Here is a 22,383-nt window from a genome sequence, read left to right as displayed (position 1 = left end):
ATGGCGCGCCGATGCACGCAGCATGCTTTACGAAGGGTTATGGTGGAACCCCCCCCTCGGGCCGGTCCGTATCCCCCCCACGGACCGGCCCGTTTTTTGTTCACCCGTTCCCCGCGCGGGTGTTGGGGTGAAAATGCAGGTCAGCCGCGCTGGGCCCAGATGTTCGTGCCGGGCGTGGACACCGCGAAGGAATCGATCTCCTTCAGCTCCTCCTCGGAGAGGGGCGCGCCGGCCAGGGCGGCCACATTCTGCTCCAGCTGCCGGACGCTCGACGCGCCGATCAGGGCCGAGGTCATCCGCTCGTCGCGCAGCACCCACGTGAGCGCCAGCTGGGCCAGGGACTGGCCGCGGCGGGACGCGATCTCGTTCAGACCGGCCAGCCGGCGCAGCACGTCGTCCGAGAGCAGGTCGGGGTTGAGGGACTTGCCCTGGGCGGCGCGCGAGTCGGCCGGGATCCCCTTGAGGTACTTGTCGGTCAGCAGGCCCTGCGCGAGCGGTGCGAAGGAGATGCACCCCATGCCGGCGTCCTCCAGGGCGTCCAGCAGGCCGTCCTCCTCCGTCCAGCGGTTGATCATGGAGTAGGAGGGCTGGTGGATGAGCGGGCGCACGCCCATCCCGCGCAGGATCCGCACGGCCTCGGCCGTCTGCTCGGCCGTGTAGGAGGAGACGCCGACGTAGAGCGCCTTGCCCTGCTGCACCGCGGACGCGAGGGCGCCCATGGTCTCCTCCAGCGGGGTCTGCGGGTCGAAGCGGTGCGAGTAGAAGATGTCGACGTAGTCCACGCCCATCCGCTTGAGCGAGGCGTCGAGCGAGCTGAGCAGGTACTTGCGGCTGCCCCACTCGCCGTACGGCCCGGGGTGCATCAGGTAGCCGGCCTTGGTCGAGAGGATCAGCTCGTCGCGGTGGGACGCGAAGTCCTGCGCAAAGATCTTGCCGAAATTCAGCTCGGCCGAGCCGGGCGGCGGCCCGTAGTTGTTCGCGAGGTCGAAGTGGGTGACGCCGAGGTCGAAGGCGCGGCGCAGGATCGCCCGCTGGGACTCCAGGGTTCTGTCGTCACCGAAGTTGTGCCAGAGGCCGAGGGAGACGGCGGGGAGCTTGAGGCCGCTGTGGCCGGTGCGCCGGTACTCCATGGAGTCGTAGCGCGAGGGCTCTGCCCGATAGGGATTGGTATCAGTCACGTTGTCCTCCCTATCACGGAGTTGTGACAGACCGAGTTGGGTACCCGATCCCGCCGCGCAGTAATGTGGCGGACTCGGGGGAGGGACCGCATTTCGCACGGGGGCAAGGCACGGAGGGGCTGGAAGATCGTGAAGCTGCGCGACCTGGTGTACAGGCTTTACGCACGCCGGGTGGAAGGCCGCCTCGACCATGATGCGGCGCCCAAGCACATCGGCGTCATCCTGGACGGGAACCGCCGCTGGGCGAAGGCGTCCGGAGGTACGACGGAGCAGGGCCATCAGGCCGGAGCCGACAAGATCTCCGAGATGCTCGGCTGGTGCACGGAGACGGACGTCGAGGTCGTCACCCTGTGGATGCTCTCCACGGACAACCTGGACCGGCCCGAGGTCGAGCTCCGCCCGCTGCTCAACATCATCGAGAACACCGTGCGGGGCCTCGCCGCGGACGGCCGCTGGCGGGTCCACCACGTCGGCAACCTGGACATCCTGCCCGCGGGGACGCAGACGGTCCTCAAGGAGGCCGAGCAGGCCACGCACGATGTCGACGGGATACTCGTCAACGTCGCGGTCGGCTACGGCGGCCGCCAGGAGATCGCCGACGCGGTGCGCTCGCTGCTCCTGGAGCACGCGCGCAAGGGCACCTCCTTCGAGGAGCTCGCCGAGATCCTCGACATCGACCACATCGCCGAGCACCTCTACACGCGCGGCCAGCCCGACCCGGACCTCGTGATCCGCACCAGCGGCGAGCAGCGGCTGTCCGGATTCATGCTGTGGCAGAGCGCGCACTCCGAGTACTACTTCTGCGAGGTCTTCTGGCCGGCCTTCCGCAAGGTCGACTTCCTTCGCGCCCTGCGCGACTACGCGGCCCGCCACCGGCGCTACGGCACCTGACGCCTCCTGAGGGGGCGCCTTGAGAGGTTCCGCCCGTTCCGGTGCCCCCTCGGCCCCGTCCTCCCCTCCCCTCGAAGCCTTCACCAGGGATTCACCGAGCGTCCGTCATATGCCATGGCATGGCCTGGCCTGATCGGGGAATATCCCTTTCAGGTCGATGCCCGATCCACGGGTGTCGAGTCTCAGCGGACGGCATGGGGTCGTCCGCCCGGGAGGCCCTTTGCACCAGGACGCACGTGCGGTTCGCACGGACGAAGTGGAGGGCCGGAAATCGGCCCTGGCATGGGTGCCGATGACCGGTCCGGTCTTCATGGCCCGACCTCTTCCGAGGGGGTACGTCCTTCCGTGGTGACCAGCACAAAGCGCCGCCTGCCCGACAGGCGGACCTACGTCCTCGACACCAGCGTCCTGCTGGCAGACCCCAACGCGATCTCCCGTTTCGACGAGCACGAGGTCGTGCTCCCGATCGTGGTGATCACCGAGCTGGAGGCAAAGAGGCACCATCCCGAACTCGGCTACTTCGCTCGCCAGGCCCTTCGCCTGCTCGACGACTTCCGGGTTCGCAACGGTCGCCTCGACGCACCCATCCCGCTGGGCGATCTGGGCGGCACCCTGCGCGTCGAGCTCAACCACTCAGACCCCGGCGTCCTTCCCGCGGGCTTCAGGCTGGGGGACAACGACTCGCGGATCCTCGCCGTAGCCCGCAACCTCCAGGCCGAGGGCTACGACGTCACGGTCGTCTCGAAGGACCTCCCCCTGCGCATCAAGGCCTCCTCCGTGGGCCTGATCGCGGAGGAGTACCGCGCCGAGCTCGCCATCACCGACGGCGGCTGGACCGGCATGAGCGAGATCGGCCTCTCCGGGGAGCAGGTCGACCTCCTCTACTCGGAGGAGCGGCTCTACGTTCCGGAGGCCGCGGAACTGCCCGTGCACACCGGGCTGGTCCTGCAGTCCGAGCGCGGCAAGGCCCTGGGCCGGGTCACGGCGGACGGCAACGTCAGGCTCGTACGGGGTGACCGCGACGCCTTCGGGCTGCACGGGCGCAGCGCCGAGCAGCGGATCGCGCTGGACCTCCTCCTCGACCCCGAGATCGGGATCATCTCGATGGGCGGCCGGGCCGGAACCGGCAAGTCCGCGCTGGCGCTGTGCGCCGGCCTGGAGGCGGTGCTGGAGCGCAGGCAGCACCAGAAGGTGATGGTCTTCCGGCCGCTGTACGCGGTGGGCGGCCAGGACCTCGGCTACCTGCCCGGTGACGCCTCCGAGAAGATGAGCCCCTGGGCCCAGGCGGTCTTCGACACGCTCTCGTCGGTCGCCGGCCGCGAGGTCATCGAGGAGGTGCTGAACCGCGGGATGCTGGAAGTCCTGCCGCTCACGCACATCCGCGGCCGCTCGCTGCACGACGCCTTCGTGATCGTGGACGAGGCGCAGTCGCTGGAGCGGAACGTCCTGTTGACCGTTCTGTCCCGGATCGGGGCCAATTCGCGGGTCGTTCTGACCCACGACGTCGCCCAGCGGGACAACCTGCGGGTCGGGCGGTACGACGGAGTGGTCGCCGTGGTCGAGAAGCTGAAGGGGCATCCGCTCTTCGCGCACATCACGTTGACGCGATCCGAGCGCTCCCCGATCGCCGCTCTGGTCACCGAGATGCTGGAGACCCTCTGACGCGGGTGAGCCCGGCGAGGCCGTCCGCCCGGCGGTCGAAACGGTCAAAAACCTCATAGCGGGAAGGTGAGTTGGCGCCGCCCGGCAAAGGCCCGAGAGCCTAGCCGGGCGGCGTCGTGCTGCACAGTGCATTGATGAAATCGACGACGACATGCCAGGTGTGATCTTTCACACGCAAGGGGGAATTGCCTTGCGGTGCGGAGGTCCGGCAGAGTCTGGTTTCCGTCAGGCCCCGCATACGGCACACCTGTATCTCCCGTGAGGTACGCGCAGCACCACAACTCCACAGCCGATGGCCGTATGCCGCCCGAGCTTCACGCGGCAGCCCCCGCAGGGGAGTTGCCCACGGGCCCGCGCCTCCAGTGACCGTCGAACCACGGAGGCCAGAGTCGAGGGCACTTTTGCGCCCGCGCGGTCACTGCGGACGCTGCTGGAAGGACACCGTGTGAGCCGGATCTCGGTCCGGGGGTTCGCAGTGGCTTCGGCCACCGCGGTCACCACCGTCGGCGCAGTCGTGGGCGTTGCCACCGGCGACCCCACGAACGATCTCGAGACGACCGCGTCCGGGGCGACCCTCCTCGCAGACATCCCGGTCGGCGACCAGGCGCAGGTGCAGAGCGCGTCCCTGACGCAGCAGGCCGACACCATCGCGCACGCCGCCGACGCCGACGCCAAGCGCTCGGCCGAGGAGGCCGCCCGCGTCCAGGCCGCCGAGGACGCCAAGAGCAAGAAGGCCGAGGCGCAGAAGGCCGCCGACGAGAAGGCGAAGAAGGAACGCGAGGAGAAGGAGGTCGCGAGCCGCTCCGCCGCCCGCGACGCCGGTGACTTCGCAGTCCAGAGCTCCTACACGGTCGCCCAGGTCAAGGCCATCGCCCAGCAGATGGTCCCGGCCGGGCAGTTCCAGTGCTTCTCGAAGATCATCAACCAGGAATCCACCTGGAACTACCTGGCCGTGAACAAGTCCTCCGGGGCCTACGGTCTGGTCCAGGCGCTGCCCGGTTCGAAGATGGCCTCGGCCGGCGCGGACTGGCGCACCAACCCCGCCACGCAGATCAAGTGGGGCCTGAACTACATGGAAGACCGCTACGGCAGCCCCTGCGCCGCGTGGACCTTCCACCAGGCCAACGGCTGGTACTGACGGCCGCCGCCGCACCGCGGCGCCACCGCTCAACCCCGGGGAGCCCCGCACCGTCGTACGGTGCGGGGCTCCTCGCGTGTACGGTCATCGGGGTGCCCGTAGACGGGGGGCGGGGGAAGGAAGCGACATGGCGAAGAGGGAAGGCTGGCTCGGCCGGCTGGGCAACAGGCTGACCGAGATGGAGGCGCGCCTCAACGCACGGCGCGCCGAGGTCGAGGCCGAGACCGGAGGCGAACTGCCCGAGCCGGCGCGGCAGGCCGCGGCGGCCCCGGCGGTGCCCGCGCGGTCCGACGCTCCGGCGCAGGAGCACGCGCTCAGGGCGGCCGCCGCCGAGCGCCACCAGCGGCCCGAGCGGCCCGATCCGGCGAGCGTGGTCCCGTGGGGGATGCGCGTCGCCGCCGAGGCCAGCTGGCGGCTGCTGCTGCTCGCCGGGATGCTCTGGGTGCTGATGAAGGTGATCAGCGAAGTCCGCCTGGTCGTCCTCGCCTTCGCGGCCGCCATGCTCGTCACCGCGATGCTCCAGCCCTTCGTCGTCCGGCTGCGCAGACTGGGTCTGCCGCGCGGCCTGGCCACGGCCGTCACGGCGGTCCTCGGCTTCGTCGTCATCGGGCTCGTCGGCTGGTTCGTGGTCTGGCAGGTCATGGAGAACCTCGACGACCTCTCCGACCGGGTCCGCGACGGCATCAACGAGCTCAAACTCTGGGCACTGGACAGTCCGTTCCACGTGACCGAGAAGCAGATCAACGACATCGCGAAGAACCTCAGCGAGACCATCGGCACCAACACCGAGCAGATCACCACCGCCGGCCTCCAGGGCGTGACGGTCCTCGTCGAGATCCTCACAGGCATGCTGCTCGCGATGTTCTCGACGCTCTTCCTGCTCTACGACGGCAAGCGCATCTGGAACTGGGCGCTCGGCCTGGTCCCGGCGGCCGCCCGCGCCGGTGTCGCCGGCGCCGGTCCGCGCGCCTGGCGCACGCTGACCGCGTACGTGCGCGGCACGGTCATCGTCGCGCTCATCGACGCCATCTTCATCGGTCTCGGGCTCTACTTCCTCGACGTTCCGATGGCGGTGCCGCTGGCCGTCTTCATCTTCCTGTTCGCCTTCATCCCGCTGGTCGGCGCGGTGATCTCGGGCGCGCTCGCGGTGGTCGTGGCGCTCGTGACCCAGGGGGTGTTCACCGCCCTGATGGCGCTGCTGGTGGTCCTCGCGGTGCAGCAGATCGAGGGCCATGTGCTCCAGCCCTTCATCCTCGGCCGGGCGGTACGGGTCCACCCGCTCGCGGTGGTGCTCGCGGTGGCCGCCGGCGGCATGATCGCGGGCATCGGCGGAGCGGTGGTGGCCGTTCCGCTGGTGGCCGTCACGAACACGGTGGTGGGCTACCTGAAGGCGTACTCGCGGGAACAGCACCACCTCGGGACCGGGATGATCGGCCCGGCCCCGCACGGCTCGACGGCGCTGGGCGTGGGGCCCGACGACGACGAGGTACACGCCAGGCCGTAGACCCGGCCGGGCCGTGCATGGCCGAATCGCGCGCGATCGGAGTCGAACGTTTCGGCGATCCCGGCTGCCATGATCGAGGTGTTCGGGGACGGCAACGACCGGGGGGACACGCATGATCAGCGATCCGGAGCTCGACGGGGCGGGGGAGACCCGCCCCGCGCAGCCGGCGGCGCGGACGGAGGAGTCGCCACCGCGCGGACGGGAGGCCGCCGGGGCGGGGGCGCGACGACCGTGGCTGTGGGCCCTGGTCGGGGCCGCGCTCGCCTCGGCGGTGTGGGCGGGCGGGCTGTACGCCCTGGGGGACCGGCTCGCCGCGCCGCAGCTCTCGTACCGGGCCACGGAGAACCTGTGCCAGGACTTCGAGGCGCGGGCGCTGAGCAGGATCGCGGGGGACCTCCACCGCTACCGTCCGGCGAACCGGCAGAGCGACCACCCGGCCGTGCGGCGGGCGTTCTGCACGCTGCAGAACGGTGAGAGCGTGTCCACGCTCACCGTGCGGGCGCAGGTCGACCTGCACCGGAAGACGGATCCCGGACCCGAGTTCGACGTGCCGTCGGCCTGGTCCCCCGCGGAGGCGGGCGCGGGGCGCACGGAGGAGGTCCGGGGGCTCGGCGAGCGCGCCCTGCTCCTCGTGGGCCCCAGGGACACCTCGGTGGAGCTCAAAGTGCTGCACGGCGGTGCGGTGTTCACGGTCCAGGCCGACGGCATCGGTGGCGAGCCCAACACCCCGGCCGACACCGCCGCGCTCCGGGCGGCGATGATCGAGGACGGTCGCGCGCTGTTGGCGGCGCTGAAGAAGTAGGGGGCGCGGTGATCAGCGAGCCGGAGCTGGACGGGGCGTGGGAGTCGGCGCGCCCGGCCGAGGTCGCGCAGGACGACGCCGTGCCCGCGCGGGGGCCGCTACGGCCGTGGCGCTGGGTGGCGGCGGCGGTCGCGGCCACCTCCGCGCTGTGGGCGGGCGGGCTGTATGCCTTCGGGGAGCTGCCGGCCGCGGAGCCGGAGGTCCGGTACGCGGTCACGGACGACCTGTGCGGGCAGTTCAAGGCGCCGGCCCTCGCGGGGGCCCTGGGCGGCTTCACGATCTCCGCACCGCAGAAGGGCGGCCGGGATCCGGCGTTGGACTGGGCGGCGTGCAGCCACGAGGGCCAACAGGCGGCCGGGTGGGGCGGGTACTCCGTCTCGGCCATGGTCGAGCTGCACAGGAAGAGCGATCCGGCGCCCGAGTTCGCGCTGGGCTCTCAGTACGACCGCATCTTCGGCGGCGAGGTCCAGTGGGAGGAGATGCCCGGCCTGGGGGAACAGGCCCTGGTCCGCTCGCCCGCGGAGGGTGACGGTCTCCAGCTGCGCGTGCGCGACGGCGGCGCGGTGTTCCTCTTCGAGGTGATGTTCTTCGACCGGCTGGACGCGGAGGCCGGTCCGAGGGCCGCGCCCGCGGCCCGGCCCGACCACGGGGCGCTGACGGCGGCGGCGGTCGAGGACGCGCGGGCGCTGATGGCCGCGCTGCGGAAGGGCTGACGAACGGCAGGGGCCCCGCGACCGGAAACGGTCGCAGGGCCCCTGCCGTCGTACGGGCGTACGGGGTGCCGTTACTCGCCGGCGATGGCGGCCTCGGCGTCGAGGGTGACCGCGACGGCCTGGATCACCGAGGCGATCTTGAAGGCCTCCTGGATCGTCTCGCGGTCGACGCCGGCCTTGCGCAGGACCTGCTCGTGCGAGTCCAGGCACTGGCCGCAGCCGTTGATCGCGGAGACGGCGAGCGACCACAGCTCGAAGTCGACCTTCTCCACGCCCGGGTTGCCGATGACGTTCATCCGCAGGCCCGCGCGCAGGGTGCCGTACTCCGGGTCGGTGAGCAGGTGCCGCGTGCGGTAGAAGACGTTGTTCATCGCCATGACCGCGGCGGCGGACTTGGCGGCGGTGTACGCCTCCGGCGAGAGGTTCGCCTTCGCCTCGGGCTCCAGCTCACGCAGGACGCGCGGGGAGCGGGCGGCGATCGCGCAGGACAGGACCGTGCCCCACAGCTGCTGCTGCGGCAGGTCGCTGTTGCCTATGACCGAGCCGAGGTTCAGCTTCAGGTCCTTGGCGAAGTCCGGGACGGACGCCTTCAGGGAGTCGAGGGACATCCGTCACTCACCGGCCAGCAGCGCGCCGGCGTCGATCGTGGCCTCGCCCTTGTTCCAGTTGCAGGGGCACAGCTCGTCGGTCTGCAGGGCGTCGAGGACCCGCAGGACCTCCTTGGGGTTACGGCCCACGGAACCGGCGGTCACCATCGAGAACTGGATCTCGTTGTTCGGGTCGACGACGAACACGGCGCGCATCGGCAGGCCGTCCTCGCCCAGGATGCCCAGCTCGGCGGAGAGCTCGCGCTTGATGTCCGACATCATCGGGAAGGGCAGGTCACGCAGGTCGGCGTGGTCCTTGCGCCAGGCGTGGTGCACGTACTCGGAGTCGAGCGAGAAGCCGAGGATCTGCGCGTCGCGGTCGGCGAACTCGTCGTTCAGCTTGCCGAAGGCGGCGATCTCCGTCGGGCACACGAAGGTGAAGTCCAGCGGCCACGCGAAGATGACCTTCCACTTGCCCTCGTAGGTCTTGTGGTCGATCTGCGCGAACTCGGAACCGGCCTCCAGCGAAACGCAGGCGGTCAGGTCGAAGGCGGGGAACTTGTCACCAACAGTGAGCACGCGCTCTCCTTGTTCAAGGGGAAGAGACCCCTTTTGGGGGCTTTCCGATGGGGTTGGACGTGTCTCACATGCTGGCACAACCTGCATTGATTATGGAAATAGCTAGTCTTGCTGTGGGTGATCGGAGGTACCTATCAGTGGCTGTCGGTAATAGGGGAACGAAGCAACCGACCCTCGCTCAGCTGCGCGCCTTCGCGGCCGTCGCCGAGCACCTGCACTTCCGCGACGCGGCCGCCGCCATCGGCATGAGCCAGCCGGCGCTCTCCGGCGCCGTCTCCGCACTGGAGGAGGCCCTCGGCGTGCAGCTGCTGGAGCGCACCACCCGCAAGGTGCTGCTCTCCCCGGCGGGCGAGCGGATCGCCGCCCGGGCGCGGGTCGTGCTCGACGCCGTCGGCGGACTGCTGGAGGAGGCCGAGGCGGTGCGGGCCCCCTTCACCGGGATGCTGCGGCTCGGGGTGATCCCCACCGTGGCGCCCTACCTGCTGCCGACCGTCCTCGGGCTGTTCCACCGGCGCTACCCGCGGATGGACCTCCAGGTGCACGAGGAGCAGACCGGCTCGCTGCTGGAGGGGCTGGCCGGCGGGCGCCTGGACCTGCTCCTGCTGGCGGTGCCGCTCGGCGTGCCCGGCGTGACCGAACTTCCCCTCTTCGACGAGGACTTCGTCCTGCTCGCGCCCCGCGAGCACGCACTGGCCGGACGCCGCGACATCCCCCTCGACGAACTACGGGACCTGCAGCTGCTGTTGCTCGACGAGGGCCACTGCCTGCGGGATCAGGCCCTCGACATCTGCCGGGAGGCCGGACGGACCACCGGGGCGGACGTCACCACGACCGCCGCCGGGCTGTCCACGCTCGTACAACTGGTCGCCGGGGGACTGGGGGTGACGCTGTTGCCGCGTACCGCGCTGCGGCTGGAGACCGCCCGCAACGAGTACCTCTCCACCGGCTACTTCGCCGAACCCGCGCCCTCGCGGCGGATCGCCCTGGCCATGCGCACGGGGACCGCCCGCCAGGAGGAGTTCGCGGCGATCGCCGCCGCCCTCCGCGAAGCCGTACGCCCGCTCCCCGTCTGGCCCACCGACTAGCGGGAGTCGGGGGGCCGGCCGGGAACCGGGCGTACGGGGTCGGGGGCGTACGGGCGTCACTCCGTACGCAGGCCGTCCGGGCGCATCAGCCGCAGCAGCGGCGGCAGGCTGAGCAGGGTGACGGCGGCGACGACGCCCGCGCCGACACCGGTCATCCCGAGGACCGACGGCCAGTCGATCCGGACCGGCTGGGCGGCCATCGACATCAGCACGGCGCCCAGCCCGGTACCCACCGCGGCCGCCAGGACCAGGCCCAGCGCGATCGGCACGGCCGTCTGCCACAGCACCGACAGGCTCAGCGTCGAGCGCCTGGTGCCGAAGGCGACCAGCGAGGACAGCAGCCGGCGGCGCTCGCGCAGCTGCTCCAGCTGCGAGACGAACAGGCTGCCGCCGATCAGGACCAGCACGGCGGCGGCACCGAAGAACAGCCCCGTGCGGATCGAGGAGAAGCCGGCCGCCTGCTCGGTGTCGCGCAGCGTCATCGCCGTGACGAACGGGTCCGTCCTGAAGACGGCGTTGCGCGCCCGGTCCAGAGCGTCCGGACCGGACTCGTCGACCTGCACGAAGATCCGCGCGTCCGGGAAGTCGCCCAGTTCCTTCGGCGCGACCGACGGGGTCACCAGCAGGCCGGTGCGCAGCTGCCCGGCGGGGTCCTCCCGGGCGGGGACCGTACGGGCGCCCGCGGGGACCTGCCACTTCGCCGGACCGGGCCGGTCGTCCGGCTCGGAGGCGTAGCGCCGGATGTTGCCGACGAACAGCTCGTCGCCGGGCTTCGCCGTGCCCCCGTAGATCCCTGTGGAGGACGGGCCGGTCAGGACGAAGGCGTCGCCCTCCGCGCAGGAGTCGATCACGGCGACCTCCCCGAGCGCGTCGCAGGTGCCGACGGTGACCTGGACGGCTTCCTCCTCCGCGGGCATCTTGTGGGCGGCCTGCGTGGAGGTCAGCGGGACCGCTCGGGTGACGCCCCGGACGGCGGCGATCCGCTGCGCGAGGTCGTCGAGCGGGGCGTCCGACTCGCGGTTGACCAGGACGGCGACGGCCGCCCTGGAGGGGTCCTGGCCGGTCGACCTGGTGTAGTCGCCCTCGACGCCCGCGAAGAGCATCTGCAGGGCGATGGCGCCGGCGACGGCCACGGCGATGCCGTTGACCAGGCGGGCGGCGCTGCCGCTGCTGACCTGGAGCCGGCGTACGGCCAGCTGCCAGGAGACCGGGCCGCCGGACATCCTCCCGACGAAGCGCTCCAGCAGCCAGGGCAGCAGGACGGTGATCCCGACGAGCAGCAGCACCACGCCGGCGCTGACCTGCCACTGGTTGAACCGGCCGTGGTCGTTGCCGCGGCCGCCCATGGGCAGGAGCAGGCCGATGCCGACGAGCGGCAGGAGCAGCCGCCACCAGATGCGCCGCCGGGAGGGCTTGGCCGTACGGACGACGCCGAGCGGCTCGATGACCACGCCGCGCAGCGCGAACAGGGTCACGGCCACGGCCGCCGCGGGCACCGCGAGGGCGACCAGGACGGCCAGCCAGGGGGCCGGGTCGAGGTCGGCGGGGAAGACGCTGCGCTGCCGGAGGCTGACGCTGCCGACCAGGGAGCGGCCGACGGCGAAGAAGCCGGCGCCCAGGACCAGCCCGACGAGGGAGCCGGCCAGTGCTTCGCCGGCCGCGATGCGGCGCACCATCCTGCTGTCCGCGCCGACCAGCCGCAGCGCGGCGAGCCGCCGGTCGCGCCGCTCCCCGCCGAAGCGGACGGCGGTGGCGATGAACACGGCGACGGGCATCAGCAGGGCGACGAACGTCAGGACGACCATCAGCATGAGCACGGGGTCGAGGCCGTCGCGGTCCGCCTCGTAGCCGAAGCCGGTGATGCGCTCGACGCGGTGGTCCTCGGGGCCGTTCTTGCGGAGGGTGTCGCTGCCCAGGTAGAAGAGCAGTTCGCCGGGGCCGACCAGGCCCTGGTCGCCGACGATCTCGCTGACCGGGGCGTCGAGCCGTTCGCGGAGCAGGGCGCCCTCGGAGGACTTCAGCAGCTCGGCCAGGGCGGGGGAGAGGGCCATCTCGCCGGGGCCCGGGATCTTCTTCAGGCCGGGCGGCAGCGGGGCGTCCGGGCCCTCGGCCCGCAGCACGTGCCCCTCGATGTCCTTGTGGTGGTACGTCTGCCCGATCCGGGCGTACAGCAGGGTGTCGGGCCCGGGGGCGTCGGCACGCTCGGAGCTCATCGTCGACCGTGCGTCGCCGCGCTCGTACCGGGCGGTCAGGGCGCCGGGGATGGCGGTGCTGATCAGCAGCAGCGCGACGCCGAGGCCGACGCCGACACCGGTGAGCAGGGTGCGGATCCAGCCCTCGCGGCCGCCGCCGAAGGCGAAGCGGGCGCCCATGCCGAGGTCCCGGGCCCATGCCTGGAGCCGGCTCATACGATCCGCTCCATGTCGCGGGACCTGCCGTCGCGTACGACGATCTCGCGGTCGGAGTAGGCGGCCACGCGCGTCTCGTGCGTGACGAGCACGACGGCGGCGTTCGCGGACCGGGCGGCCTCCGTGAGGAGCTGCATGACGAGTTCGCCGTTGAGGGAGTCGAGCGCTCCGGTGGGTTCGTCGGCGAAGATCACCCGAGGGCCGGTGACGAGGGCGCGGGCGACGGCCACGCGCTGTCCCTGGCCGCCGGATATCTCGCCGGGCCGCTTGGCGCCGAGGTCGTCCACCTGGAGCTGCTCCATCCAGTGCAGGGCGGTGCGTTCGGCCTCCTTGCGCTTGACGCCGGTCAGGCGCAGCGGGAGGGCGACGTTCTCCACACAGGTCAGCTCCGGTACGAGCTGCCCGAACTGGAAGACGAAGCCGAACTCGGTGCGGCGCAGTTCGCTGCGCTCGGCGTCGCTCATGGCGGTGAGCTCGCGGCCGGCGTAGACGATGGAGCCGGAGTCGGGTGGGACGATCCCGGCGAGGCAGTGCAGCAGGGTGGACTTGCCGGAGCCGGAGGGGCCCATGACGGCGACCACCTCGCCGGCATGGATGGAGAACTCGGCGCCGTCGAGGGCGTTCGTGGTCCCGTACGCCTTGCGCAGGTCCGTGGCGGCGAGCAGGGAACCGGCCGGGGCGGTCATCGGCGGACCTCCCGCGCGAGCTGGTCGAGGCGGGCGGCGGTGAGCTCCAGCCACCGCAGGTCCGCTTCGAGGTGGAACAGGGCGTGGTCGCAGATGAGCTGGTCGGCGATGTCGCCCTTGCGCTTGCGCTGGGTGAGGATGCGCATGAGGCGCAGGTGCTCGGCCCGCTGGGTGTCCAGCAGCTCGTCGGCGCGGCGCCCGGTGAGCAGGGCGAGGACGACCTTGGTGTAGAGGGTCGAGTGGAGGTAAGGCTCCGGCTTCTCGGGCTGGGAGAGCCAGGCCTCGACGTCGGTGATGCCGGCGTCCGTGATGGAGTACCGCTTGCGGTCGGGGCCGCCGCCCGCCTCTATGCCCTCGACCTCGACGAGGCCGTTCTTCAGGAGGCGGGACATGGTCGAGTAGACCTGCCCGTAGGCGAGGGGGCGGTCGTGGCCGAACTTCTCGTCGAAGGCCCGCTTCAGGTCGTAGCCATGGCGCGGGCCGGCCTCAAGGAGGCCCAGGAGGGTGTGACCGATGGACATGGCAGCGACTATACATCGCGTGTATACGCACTGTGTATAGGTGCCCGGCCTGCGGAAACGCGAAAGCCGCTCCCGTGCGCAGCACGGGAGCGGCTTCTCGGCCGCCGTCAGTTCGTGGGCTTGGGCGGACGGCCCCGACGGGGAATGGGGCCCGGGGCCGCGGGGAGCCGGCCGGCCTCGGCGAGGGCCCGGCGGAGCAGGAACTCGATCTGCGCGTTGGTGCTGCGCAGTTCCTCGCCCGCCCAGCGGGCCAGCGCGTCGTACACCTGCGGGTCGAGTCGCAGGAGCACCTGCTTGCGCGCCTGGCGGCCCGTCGGCTTCTCCTCGCCGGAGGGGGTCACTGGTAGAGGGTGCCCGTGTTGAGCACCGGCTGGGCGGCGCGGTCCCCGCACAGGACGACCATCAGGTTCGAGACCATGGCCGCCTTGCGCTCCGAGTCGAGGTCCACGATGTCCTCCTCCGCCAGACGGGTCAGGGCGAGCTCGACCATGCCCACCGCGCCCTCCACGATCTGCTTGCGGGCCGCCACGACGGCGCCCGCCTGCTGGCGCTGGAGCATCGCGGAGGCGATCTCAGGAGCGTACGCGAGATGCGTGAACCGGGACTCGATGATCTGCACGCCGGCGGCCTCCACCCGGGCGTGCAGTTCGACCGCGAGCTTCTCGGTGATCTCCTCGGCGTTCCCGCGCAGTGACAGGCCGCCCTCCTCGTGCGCGTCGTACGGGTACTCGATGGCGATGTGCCGGACCGCGGCCTCGGTCTGCGTCTCGACGAACTCGGTGAAGTCCTCGACCTCGAAGACGGCCCGCGCCGTGTCCTCGACCCGCCACACCACGACCGCCGCCAGCTCGATCGGGTTGCCGTAGGCGTCGTTGACCTTCAGGACGGCCGTCTCGTGGTTGCGCACCCGGGTGGAGATCTTCTCGCGCGAGGTCAGCGGGTTGACCCAGCGCAGTCCGTCGGCGCGGATGGTGCCGCGGTAGCGGCCGAAGAGCTGGACGACCCGGGCCTCGCCCGGCGCCACCGTGTTGAGGCCGCTCATCGCGATCACGGAGGCGAGGCCGAGGAGCACGCCGGTCGCGATCAGGGCCACCTTGGCCGCGGTCGCCGCCGCCACCGCGCCGGCCACCACCAGACCCGCGCCGGCGAGCAGACCGGCGAGTCCGAGCAGCAGTGCCAGTCCGCCGCCGACGCTGCGCGCCGCGAACTCCCGTACGCCGTCCGGGTTGGCTATGTGATTCGTCATGGTTCGCCCCGTTTCTCTGCGCGCGGCCGGTCGGACCGCTTAGCAAAGTGATATCACTTTTTTGCGTATAGGCAACCCATCGGCTTATGTGAGCGTCGGTTCCTGTGACGCGGGTGCTGATTCTCACGTCCGAAATGACCGGTAATAGTCCTAATTGGCCAATCTTTGTCACAGCCTGCGGTGTTAGCTTTCTGAGTTGACGTCGGGGGGGTAATCGAGCGGAGCGGGAGCGATGGGCCGAGCAGAAGTGCGTAAGGCGCAGCAGCGCGGTGCGCGGCGGGCGCCGAGCGGACGCGCGAAGGGCGCCAAGGGGAGCGGGGGTACCGGCAAGCGCACCGGCATACGCCGCTTCTTCACCTGGAAGAAGATCCTGGGCACGTTCTTCACGCTGGCCCTGCTCGGCATGGGCGCGCTGGTCGCCCTGTACTTCTACGTGGAAGAGCCGGACCCGAACAAGCAGGCGCTGCAGCAGAGCAACGTCTACAAGTACTCCGACGGCACGATCATGGCCACCAAGGGCAAGGTCAACCGCGAGATCCTGCCGATCGACAAGATCCCGATGGACGTCCAGGAGGCGTTCATCGCGATCGAGAACAAGTCCTTCCGCAGCGACGGCGGCGTCGACTTCAAGGGTCTGGCCCGCGGTCTGTGGAACACCGCGTCCGGGCGCGGCAAGGCCGGTGGCTCCACGATCACCCAGCAGTACGTCAAGAACTACTACTTGACGCAGGATCAGACACCGACCCGCAAGCTCAAGGAACTGGTGATCTCCCTCAAGGTCGACCAGCGCATGAAGAAGCCCGAGATCCTCGCGGGTTACCTCAACACGAGCTACTTCGGGCGCGGCGCCTACGGCATCCAGGCCGCGGCCCAGGCCTACTACGGCGTCGACGCCGAGAAGCTGACGCTGGAACAGGGCGCCTACCTGGCCACCCTCGTCCAGGCGCCCAGCCAGTACGACTGGTCGACCGCCAGCGACGAGACCAAGAAGCGCATCAAGATCCGCTACGACGCGACCCTCGTCAACATGGTCGACATGAAGAAGCTGGACGAGGCCAAGCGCCAGCAGATGGCGTTCGCGGAGCCGATGCAGCCCCAGCCGCCGGCCGGCATGGACGGCCAGAAGGGCTACCTGGTCCAGGCCGCCGAGGCCGAGCTGAACGCCCAGGGCGTCGAGAAGAAGCTGATCGACGCGGGCGGCTGGACGTTCACGCTCAACATCGACCCGAAGAAGCAGGAAGCGCTCGAGGCGGCCGTCCAGGAGGAGCTGGAGTCCAAGCTCGACCGCAAGGACACCAAGGGACGGCCCCAGGACCAGAGCGTGCAGGCCGGCGCGACCTCCGTGGACCCGAAGACCGGCCACATCGTCGCCATGTACGGCGGCACCGGCCTGAAGGACCACTGGTCCAGCAACGCCCTGCGCAAGGACTACCAACCGGGCTCGACCTTCAAGCCGATCGTGCTGGCCTCCGCCCTGGAGAACGGGTCGAAGACCCAGGACGGCAAGCCGATCACCCCGCACGCGCTCTACGACGGCACCAGCAAGCGCCCCGTCGTCGGCAGCGACATCCCGTTCGCCCCGCAGAACCAGGAGAACAAGAACTTCGGCGAGCCGATGATGACGGTCCAGGACGCCACCAACTCCTCGGTGAACTCCGTCTACGCGCAGATGATCGTCGACGTCGAGCCGCCCAACGTGAAGAAGACGGCGCTCCAGATCGGTATGAAGGACCGCGAGGGCTGGCCCGCGGACAAGCCGGCCATGGCGCTGGGCACCATGAGCGCCAACACCGTGGAGATGGCGGCCGTCTACGCCACCCTCGACAACCACGGCAAGAAGGTCACGCCGACCATCGTCAAGAAGGCCGAGCACAAGGACCGCGAGGTCGAGCCCGTCCAGCCCATCGGCACGCAGGCCATCAGCCGCCGCACCGCCGACACCGTCACCAAGGTGCTCACGGGCGTCGTCAACGACGAGAACGGCTCCGGCAGCAAGGTCCGCAGCAGCGCCTATGAGGCAGCGGGCAAGACCGGTACCACCGAGAACAACTTCTCCGGCTGGTTCGCCGGCTACACCCCCGAGCTGGTCACCGTCGTCGCGATCTTCGGCGAGGAGCCCGGCACCGCCAAGCAGGTCACCCTGACCGGCACCGCCGGCCTCGGCCGTCTGGGCGGTTCCAGCTTCCCCTCCTTGATCTGGAAGGCGTACACCACCGCGGCCCTCAAGGGCGGCAGCGCCGGCAAGTTCCAGCTGACCGAGGCCGACATGGGCGCCGTGCAGACGCCGTCCCGCAGCGCCTCGCCGTCCGCCTCGCCGAGCCAGTCCTCCAGCCCGCCGGCCGTCACCAACAGCCCGACGCAGTCGCCGACGCAGACGTCGCCGACCCCCACCACGACCAAGACGGGCGGCACGCCCACCGGGACGACGTCCCCGACGGCCACGGCCACCAAGACCAACGGCCCCAAGCCGCCGGACCCGCCGATCCTGGGCCAGGACCCGGGCAACAACTGAAAAACGCCGCCGCCCCGCAGCCTTCTTCGGCTGCGGGGCGGCGGCGTTTCACAGGTTCGGACCGCGGGCGGTCAGCGCCGCTCGCCCGACCCCGGCAGCGGGAGTTCGAACCAGACGACCTTTCCGCTGCTGAGCCGCGTCGCGCCCCAGCGCCGGGCCAGCCGGTTGACCAGGAACAGGCCGCGGCCGCCCTCGTCGGTGTCCCGCGCGCGGCGCTGGCGGGGCAGCTGCGGGGAGTCGTCGCCGACCTCGCAGCGCAGCACGTCCGTACGCAGCAGGCGCAGCGTCACGGGCCGCTCCGCGTACCGGACGGCATTGGTGACGACCTCGCTCACCAGAAGCTCCAAGGAGTCGCTCAGCTCCTCCAGGCCCCACCGGGTCAGCGCCCGGCGGGCGAACCGCCGGGCCCGGCCAGGTGCGGTCTCCTCCGGGTCCAGGAACCAGTACGCGACGTCACTGGGCGCGATGCCGTCGAACCGGGCCGCGAGCAGCGCGATGTCGTCGTCCCGGTCGCCCGGGCCCAGCATGTCCAGCACGTCGTCGCAGAGGGCCTCCAGCGGCGGCGGGTGGTCCAGGCCGGTCAGCTGCGCGGTGGTGGCCAGGCGCTCGCGGAGCTGCTCGATGCCGGTCCACACGTCCCGCAGGCGCGACTCCACCAGGCCGTCGGTGTAGAGCAGCAGGGTGGCCCCAGCGGGCGCGTCCAGCTCCACGGCCTCGAAGTCCACACCGCCGACGCCGATGGGGGCGCCGGGCGGTACGCGCAGCACCTCGGCCCGGCCGCCCAGGTGCAGCAGCACCGGCGGCGGATGGCCGGCGTTGGCGATGGTGATCCGGTGCGCGACGGGGTCGTACACGGCGTACATGCAGGTGGCCATGCGGTCCGTACCGAGCCGCTGCGCCTGTTCGTCCAGGTGGTGCAGCACCTCGGCGGGCGGCAGGTCGAGCTGCGCCAGCGTCTGGGCGGTGGTGCGGAGCTGGCCCATGATCGCGGCGGAGGTCATCGAGTGGCCCATGACGTCGCCGACGACGAGCGCGACCCGGCTGCCGGGCAGCGGTATGGCGTCGTACCAGTCGCCGCCGACCCGGGCGGTCTCGGCCGCGGGCAGGTAGCGGGAGGCCAGCCGCACCCCGGTGGGCTGCGGCAGGCTGTCGGGCAGCATGGTGCGCTGGAGCTCGTCGGCGATGTACGCCTCGCGGCCGTAGAGGACCGCCTTGTCGATGCCGAGCGCGGTGTGGGTGGCCAGCTGGGCGGCGACCAGCAGGTCGTTCTGCTCGAAGGCCGGACGCTCGGGGCTGCGCAGGAAGACGGCGGCGCCGATCACCCGGCGGCGGCCGCGCAGCGGCGCGAGGACCGCCCGGTTGCCGCGCGGCAGCGGATGGTCCAGGCCGAGCAGCTCGGGCAGCGCGGCCCGGGCGGCGGCGGAGGACCCGAAGACGGGCCGTACGCCGCGCAGCACCTCGGCGAGCGCACCGCCGGGCCGGATCTCGCACAGCTCGGCCGCGGGCAGGTCGCCCTGCGGTCCGACCAGCGGCAGCTGGCTGAAGTCGAGCTCGCCGGTGGCCCCCGCGGCCCCGGCGAGGTCCATCCCCGCGCCGATGGTGCTGCTGATGTCGGTGAGGTCGTCGATCGGCCGGAGCCGGTCGGTGCGGCGCAGCCTTAAAACGACCGGGCCGACGGGCCGTTCGTCGCCCACCGGGAGCGGATCGCGCAGGTAGACGAGGATGGCGTCGGAGAAGGTCGGGACGGTGGCCCGGCACAGGCCGAGCACGATCTCGTCGAGGTCGATGCCGCGGGCGATCCGCCGGGTGGCGGCGCCGACGAAGCGCAGCCGGTCCCCCTCGCGGCGCGCGGCGGTCACGTCCGGACCGCCCCCGCCCGCCGGCGCGGACCCGCCGGCCCCCTGGAGGCCCGCCGGGCCGCTCCCGCCGCCCGCCGGGCCCGGCCCGGGCCCCGCGGGCGCGGCGGTGGCGCCGTGGGCGTCCTCGGCCTCCCGGGGACGGGCGTTGTCGTGGTCCTGGCCCGGGCCCGAGCCCGCGGCGGCCGGAACCTCCGCCGACGCCGCTCCGCGCGGCCGGGGAAGTCCCGAGGCGGAGCCCGCCGCCGAGCGCGCGGCCCGTACGTCGGAAGCCGCCGCCGCGGCCGCGGCGCCCGGCTCGGCCGCCGGGCCGGCGCCGCCGCCCGCGGCATGCGTGCGTACGGCCTCGGTGGCGGCGATGGGCGCCTTGCCGTGGCCGGCCTCGTCCGTACCTCCGCCGGAGGCGACGGGCTGCGGGCCCTCCTGGGAGGTGGGGTACTCCGTCACGCGTGGAATTCCGTCCGTTTGCGCTCGATGTGCGCTGCACTCAACTCGGTCAGTCGCGGTATACCCGCTCAGCGGCCCGGGCACCATCACCCAGAGGTTCCTCGCTCGAACTTCTCCCCGACCTGAGGCCGGGAGCTCCCCGGGCGGACCCCCGCCCCCTCGTCGCTACTCCTCGTGTGCCGACCTCCGGTCAGATCCCGTGTACAGAAAGACACTTGTCGATGCGCGTCCCGACCGCACCGTCCCGCGTGCGCGACCTCGCGGAGGACGATCCTACGTTTGAACCCCGGGGGCGCATCAAGGGTCTCATGAGGTCATATGCGCCGGGGTGCGGTCCCAGTCCTCGGGCAGGACCGGAATTCTCCAGGCCGGATCCGGCCGCCAGTCCTGCCATCCGGCCGAGAACGGAACACCCCATTCCTCGATCACCGCGACCGCCGCACGGCCTGCTTCCCGCACCCGCCCGGCCTGCTCACGGTCCATCAGGCCGGACCGCTGGGCCTCGGCGAACTCGTCCTCGTCCAGCCACTTCCAGCTGCGGTCGGGGTAGACGGCGATGTCCAGGAAGTGGTCCTCGGAATCCACTCCACCGGCCCATCTCGACCGCGGCTCCTCCAGGTTCACGTACCAGTTCTTGAACGTCCAGCCCGGTCCCCAGAACAGCCAGACCGACCAGGGGTCCCCGGGACGGGCCAGTTTCAGGACGCCGCCGCCGAACCAGCGCGAACGCACGGTCGTGCGCGGCGCGGTGTACCGCGTGGCGAGCGGTTCCTCGTGGACGGGGGTGCCGTCGGCCAGGACCGGCTTGACGCATTCGGTGCCGGGGGCCATCCAGACGGCGAGCATCTCGTCCGTGTCCTGCACCACGGTCACCGGGCGGCAGATGTGCACCGCGCCCTTCGGCCCCGGGGCGTGGTCGCGGTAGCGCCACAGGATCTGGTCCCCGGGCGCCCAGCGCGTGCCGCGCGCGGGACTCGGCTGCGCGCCCGGCGCCCGGCCGCTCCCGGGCTTGAAGGTACCTGTCATGCGCAGATCTTAGGGCGGGGGCCCGTACGCCCGCTGCGGTGCAGGTCACGGAGCGGTTCGTGGACGACGAACGACCGGATCCGGCCCCCGCCCCGGGGGCGGCGACGGCCGGTCAGGGACGCGTCATGCGCAGGACGTCCAGGGCCTCGTCGAGCTGCTCCAGGGTGAGGTCGCCACGCTCCACGTAGCCGGACTCCAGGACGACCTCCCTGATCGTCCTGCGCTCGGCGAGAGACCTCTTGGCGACCTTCGCGGCCTCCTCGTAGCCGATGTAGCGGTTGAGCGGGGTCACCACGGAGGGCGAGGACTCGGCGTACTCCCTGGCCCGGGCCTCGTCGGCGGTGATCCCGTCGATCGTGCGGTCGGCCAGCAGGCGGCCGGCGCCGGCCAGCAGCCGGATCGATTCGAGGAGGTTCCTGGCCATCACGGGGAGCATCACGTTGAGCTCGAAGTTGCCGGCCGCGCCCGCCACCGCGACGGTGGCGTCGTTGCCCATGACCTGAGCGGCGACCATCAGGACGGCCTCCGGGACCACCGGATTGACCTTCCCGGGCATGATCGAGGAGCCGGGCTGGAGGTCCGGGAGGCTGATTTCGGCCAATCCGGTCCGCGGGCCGGAGGCCATCCAGCGCAGGTCGTTGCAGATCTTCGTGAGCGAGACGGCGACCGTGCGGAGCATCCCCGAGGTCTCCACCAGGGCGTCCCGCGCACCCTGGGCCTCGAAGTGGTTGCGCGCCTCCGTCAGAGGCAGCCCGGTGGCGACCGCCACCTCGGCGATCACCGCCGCCGAGAAGCCGGGCGGGGTGTTGATGCCGGTGCCCACCGCGGTCCCGCCCAGGGGGAGTTCGGCGAGGCGGGGCAGGGACGAGCGCAGCCGTTCGACGCCGTAGCGGATCTGGGCCGCGTAGCCGCCGAACTCCTGGCCGAGGGTGACCGGCGTGGCGTCCATCAGGTGGGTCCGGCCGGCCTTGACCACCCGGTCGAACTCGACCGCCTTGCGCTCCAGCGCGGCGGCGAGGTGTTCCAGCGCCGGGACCAGGTCGTTCGCGACGGCGGCGGTGGCGGCGATGTGGATGGACGACGGGAAGACGTCGTTGGAGCTCTGCGAGGCGTTGACGTGGTCGTTGGGGTGCACGTCCCGGCCCAGGCGCTCGGTGGCCAGGGTGGCGATGACCTCGTTGGTGTTCATGTTGGAAGAGGTCCCCGACCCGGTCTGGAAGACGTCCACGGGGAAGTGGTCGTCCCAGCGCCCGTCCGCGACCTCGGCGGCGGCGGACCGGATGGCGTCGGCGACGTCCTGGTCCACCACGCCGAGGCGTGCGTTCACGAGGGCCGCCGCGGCCTTGATCCGGGCCAGGGCCCCGATGTGGGCGCGCTCCAGCCGCTGGCCCGAGAGGGGGAAGTTCTCCACCGCGCGCTGGGTCTGTGCGCGCCACTTGGCGTGCACCGGCACCCGTACGTCGCCCATGGAGTCGTGTTCCGTCCGGAAACCGTCGGTCTGTTGATCGTCTGTCATGTCTGTTGCCTCCTAAAAAAGTTGAG

19 protein-coding genes are annotated in these 22,383 nt (G+C 71.4%); 8 read left to right on the top strand and 11 right to left on the bottom strand.

Annotated elements, in window-relative coordinates:
* Positions 1-140: 140 nt before the first annotated feature.
* Entirely contained in the window at positions 141-1,178 is a 1,038-nt protein-coding gene (mgrA, locus tag E6U81_RS31460; RefSeq protein WP_136233433.1) for an L-glyceraldehyde 3-phosphate reductase, read from the bottom strand.
* A gap of 129 nt (positions 1,179-1,307) precedes the next feature.
* Here mgrA and E6U81_RS31455 point away from each other — a divergent pair, with 129 nt between their 5' ends.
* From E6U81_RS31455 to E6U81_RS31430, 6 genes are all read left to right on the top strand, one after another.
* Positions 1,308-2,069 carry an isoprenyl transferase gene (locus tag E6U81_RS31455; RefSeq protein WP_030850457.1) on the top strand — a complete coding sequence of 254 codons (762 nt, stop codon included), beginning with the start codon at positions 1,308-1,310 and terminating at the stop codon, positions 2,067-2,069.
* 345 nt (positions 2,070-2,414) lie between these two features.
* Entirely contained in the window at positions 2,415-3,731 is a 1,317-nt protein-coding gene (locus E6U81_RS31450) for a PhoH family protein (RefSeq protein ID WP_046775912.1), read from the top strand.
* Positions 3,732-4,158: 427 nt separating this feature from the next.
* Positions 4,159-4,869 (top strand): transglycosylase SLT domain-containing protein, encoded by a 711-nt coding sequence (locus tag E6U81_RS31445; protein ID WP_240804123.1) that lies wholly within the window; start codon positions 4,159-4,161, stop codon positions 4,867-4,869.
* A gap of 127 nt (positions 4,870-4,996) precedes the next feature.
* Positions 4,997-6,373 (top strand): AI-2E family transporter, encoded by a 1,377-nt coding sequence (locus E6U81_RS31440; protein ID WP_136233432.1) that lies wholly within the window; start codon positions 4,997-4,999, stop codon positions 6,371-6,373.
* Between the two features lie 112 nt (positions 6,374-6,485).
* A complete protein-coding gene (locus E6U81_RS31435) occupies positions 6,486-7,175 on the top strand; it encodes a hypothetical protein (RefSeq protein ID WP_136233431.1) in 690 nt (229 codons plus the stop codon).
* Between the two features lie 8 nt (positions 7,176-7,183).
* Entirely contained in the window at positions 7,184-7,888 is a 705-nt protein-coding gene (locus E6U81_RS31430; RefSeq protein WP_136233430.1) for a hypothetical protein, read from the top strand.
* A gap of 71 nt (positions 7,889-7,959) precedes the next feature.
* Here the strand turns inward: E6U81_RS31430 and E6U81_RS31425 are convergent, their stop codons facing one another.
* Both E6U81_RS31425 and E6U81_RS31420 read right to left on the bottom strand, forming a co-directional pair.
* On the bottom strand, positions 7,960-8,496 hold the full coding sequence (locus E6U81_RS31425) for an alkyl hydroperoxide reductase (RefSeq protein ID WP_136233429.1): 537 nt from the start codon (positions 8,494-8,496) through the stop codon (positions 7,960-7,962).
* A gap of 3 nt (positions 8,497-8,499) precedes the next feature.
* Positions 8,500-9,054: a peroxiredoxin gene (locus E6U81_RS31420; RefSeq protein WP_136233428.1), complete on the bottom strand. Its 555-nt coding sequence runs from the start codon at positions 9,052-9,054 to the stop codon at positions 8,500-8,502.
* Positions 9,055-9,191: 137 nt separating this feature from the next.
* On the opposite strand from E6U81_RS31420, the gene E6U81_RS31415 reads away from it, so the two are divergent.
* Positions 9,192-10,139 (top strand): hydrogen peroxide-inducible genes activator, encoded by a 948-nt coding sequence (locus tag E6U81_RS31415; protein ID WP_136233427.1) that lies wholly within the window; start codon positions 9,192-9,194, stop codon positions 10,137-10,139.
* Positions 10,140-10,195: 56 nt separating this feature from the next.
* Here the strand turns inward: E6U81_RS31415 and E6U81_RS31410 are convergent, their stop codons facing one another.
* From E6U81_RS31410 to E6U81_RS31390, 5 genes are all read right to left on the bottom strand, one after another.
* A complete protein-coding gene (locus E6U81_RS31410) occupies positions 10,196-12,547 on the bottom strand; it encodes an FtsX-like permease family protein (RefSeq protein WP_136233426.1) in 2,352 nt (783 codons plus the stop codon).
* Positions 12,544-13,233 carry an ABC transporter ATP-binding protein gene (locus E6U81_RS31405; protein WP_136233425.1) on the bottom strand — a complete coding sequence of 230 codons (690 nt, stop codon included), beginning with the start codon at positions 13,231-13,233 and terminating at the stop codon, positions 12,544-12,546. Before E6U81_RS31405 ends, E6U81_RS31410 begins: the two co-directional genes overlap by 4 nt.
* Entirely contained in the window at positions 13,230-13,754 is a 525-nt protein-coding gene (locus E6U81_RS31400) for a PadR family transcriptional regulator (RefSeq protein ID WP_030658692.1), read from the bottom strand. Before E6U81_RS31400 ends, E6U81_RS31405 begins: the two co-directional genes overlap by 4 nt.
* Before the next feature lie 107 nt (positions 13,755-13,861).
* Positions 13,862-14,095, bottom strand: a complete 234-nt coding sequence (locus E6U81_RS31395; protein ID WP_136233424.1) for a hypothetical protein — start codon at positions 14,093-14,095, stop codon at positions 13,862-13,864.
* On the bottom strand, positions 14,092-15,000 hold the full coding sequence (locus E6U81_RS31390; protein ID WP_136233423.1) for an SPFH domain-containing protein: 909 nt from the start codon (positions 14,998-15,000) through the stop codon (positions 14,092-14,094). The genes E6U81_RS31395 and E6U81_RS31390 overlap by 4 nt, the downstream gene beginning before the upstream one ends.
* Before the next feature lie 232 nt (positions 15,001-15,232).
* Between E6U81_RS31390 and E6U81_RS31385 the strand changes: the two genes are divergently transcribed.
* Positions 15,233-17,512, top strand: a complete 2,280-nt coding sequence (locus E6U81_RS31385; RefSeq protein WP_136233422.1) for a transglycosylase domain-containing protein — start codon at positions 15,233-15,235, stop codon at positions 17,510-17,512.
* Between the two features lie 71 nt (positions 17,513-17,583).
* Here E6U81_RS31385 and E6U81_RS31380 read toward each other — a convergent pair whose 3' ends face one another.
* The 3 genes from E6U81_RS31380 to E6U81_RS31370 form a co-directional block, all read right to left on the bottom strand.
* Positions 17,584-19,815, bottom strand: a complete 2,232-nt coding sequence (locus E6U81_RS31380; RefSeq protein WP_136233421.1) for a SpoIIE family protein phosphatase — start codon at positions 19,813-19,815, stop codon at positions 17,584-17,586.
* A gap of 306 nt (positions 19,816-20,121) precedes the next feature.
* Positions 20,122-20,841: a DUF402 domain-containing protein gene (locus E6U81_RS31375; protein WP_136233420.1), complete on the bottom strand. Its 720-nt coding sequence runs from the start codon at positions 20,839-20,841 to the stop codon at positions 20,122-20,124.
* A 112-nt stretch (positions 20,842-20,953) separates the two neighbouring features.
* The gene (locus tag E6U81_RS31370; RefSeq protein WP_136233419.1) at positions 20,954-22,357 is read right to left on the bottom strand and encodes a class II fumarate hydratase; all 1,404 of its coding nucleotides are present in this window, start codon (positions 22,355-22,357) and stop codon (positions 20,954-20,956) included.
* Positions 22,358-22,383: the final 26 nt, after the last annotated feature.

Origin of the sequence: Streptomyces sp. A0592 (assembly GCF_004795115.1) — a bacterium.
GTDB lineage: Bacteria > Actinomycetota > Actinomycetes > Streptomycetales > Streptomycetaceae > Streptomyces > Streptomyces erythrochromogenes.
This window is presented reverse-complemented; position numbering and strand designations above follow the sequence as displayed.